The 1,824-nt window shown below is 70.6% G+C and carries 2 protein-coding genes and 1 pseudogene; all 3 read left to right on the top strand.

Annotated features, from left to right (window positions below; all coding sequences use genetic code 11):
* Positions 1 to 505 precede the first annotated feature (505 nt).
* Positions 506 to 814, top strand: coding sequence for a hypothetical protein (locus ACZ3J7_RS41025; RefSeq protein WP_465628503.1), 309 nt, complete (start codon positions 506 to 508; stop codon positions 812 to 814).
* On the top strand, positions 811 to 1,161 hold the full coding sequence (locus tag ACZ3J7_RS41020; protein ID WP_465628501.1) for a hypothetical protein: 351 nt from the start codon (positions 811 to 813) through the stop codon (positions 1,159 to 1,161). The genes ACZ3J7_RS41025 and ACZ3J7_RS41020 overlap by 4 nt, the downstream gene beginning before the upstream one ends.
* Positions 1,161 to 1,824: pseudogene (locus ACZ3J7_RS41015) on the top strand (hypothetical protein); the annotation flags it as partial. The gene ACZ3J7_RS41020 and the pseudogene ACZ3J7_RS41015, both read left to right, overlap by 1 nt.

The following is a 1,824-nucleotide window of genomic DNA, read 5'->3' as shown; positions in this document are numbered from 1 at the left end:
GGGTGCAGCATCACTACATCAACTTGCACCAACAAGTTGAGCAAGCGGTGCAGCTCCTTCAAGTGTGCCCACTTGCGCTGTATTCCCACGCTTTCAGGCAGGGGAAGCACGACCGCAGAGCGCCCGGCGGGTCTCGTGAGGACGAGAGACATACCGCGCCCGCCGGGGAGGGTCTGGTCTTTGAGAACTGAACAGTGAATCGGCAGTGGTACGGCGCGTCGGCGCCGTACGCACGATCCTGCGGCCCTGGAGAACACCTTCGGGTGCCACCCGCAGTGAACTGCCCTGCTGAGCGCCAGGCAGAGAGATGGCGCACGACTTTCCGCAGCTTCTCGCTGCGGCCGGTTGCCTCCCCCGCCCGTCCAGCCCTCATCGCGGCTGTACGGGCGGGGCCGAGGGGAGCCGGAGCTTCCTTCCCGCTTCACCCGTAGACGGCTCGCGGCCCCGGTGTCCTACCACCGGGGCCGCAGTTCGGGCCGTCCCACTGTGAGGAGAAAACGACCCAATGAGGAACATCGTTGCTGGTCGCGAGCCCGTTACCGCGACCGAGTTCGTCGAGCTGTCGCTCGGCATCGACCTGGAGCTGTTCACCGGCCCGGACGCCGAGTCCGTCCAGGAGCGGGCGGCCCGGCTGGACGTCGCCCGCGAGGTACTTGCGGAGCTCCGCGAGACCGACCCGGACGTCGCCGAGTACGCGGAGTCGCTGCTGCGAACCCTCCCGATGAAGTCCCGCCCGACCGCCCGGTCCCGGCGTCGTTCGGGTCGCCGCCCGGCCACCGCCGCCGTTTCGACCGTTTCGGCGGTGGCGGCATGAGCGCGACGCCGATGAGCCGCCTGCATTCCGCGATCACGGTCGCGGTGACGTTGGCGGAGCGGTTCCCCGACCTGCCGGCGCTCAGTGCGGAGGTCAGGGTGCACTGCTCCGACCGGCTGACCCTGACCGCCTACGACAGCCTGTCCGAGTTCGAGGAGTGGCGGTCCGCTCTGGGTATCGACCCGGCCGAGGTGTCCATGGATGCCGAGGGCGGTGTCGGTCCGCTGATGTGGCTGGAGACCAGCACGGTCATCGACGGCGTCACCGTCCAGCTGATCGGCTTCGGGCAGGTCCTGGAGGGCCACGCCGAGGACTCCGTTGGGCCGGTCGTGGCGGGGGTGGCCTGATGGGGGACCTTCTTCGTCTCGTTCCTGACCAGCCGTCCTGGCTGGCCTGGGCCGTCCCCGTGGCTGTGGCCGTGCTGGCGGTAGCGGTGGCGGTGGGCGGTGTGTTGGGGCTGCGGAAGTCGACGTGGCTGTCGGGCATCGGTCCTCAGGCGTTTGTCGCCCTGGGCGGTGTCGCGGTGTCCGTGTACGGGCTGTGGGGGTTCGCCACGCAGACCGTGCACCTGCCCGTCCCGCTCGCGGTCGCGTTCATCGGGGTGTTCGACGCGGCCGAGATGACGCTGCTGGTCATGCTCTACCGCGCCGCCGACCCCGTGCTGGGGTGGACGCGGCAGCTGCGGCTGATCCACCGCACGGCCTGGATGCTGGTCGCGTTCTCCGCCGGCATGAACGCCGCCCACGCACCGAACCTGATGTCGACACCGGTCCTGGCGGCGGTTCCGGCCCTGGCCGCGTGGCTGATCGAGCTGCAGTTGCGGCAGAAGCTCGGCGCGGCGACCCCGGACGACGATCCGGGCGCCCGGCCGGGTCCGGGGCGGCTGCTGACGCTGGTCTGGCAGCACGGCTGGTCCTGGCTGTTCGCGGTCCTGGGCCTGGACGCCCGGCACTCCGGGGACTCCATCGCCCGCGCCGCGCTCGCCCAACGGGCCGCCCGCCGCGTCTACC

Source organism: Kitasatospora sp. NPDC015121 (assembly GCF_055562955.1).
The sequence above is the reverse complement of the archived record's forward strand: the minus strand, read 5'-3'. Positions and strand labels throughout refer to the sequence as shown.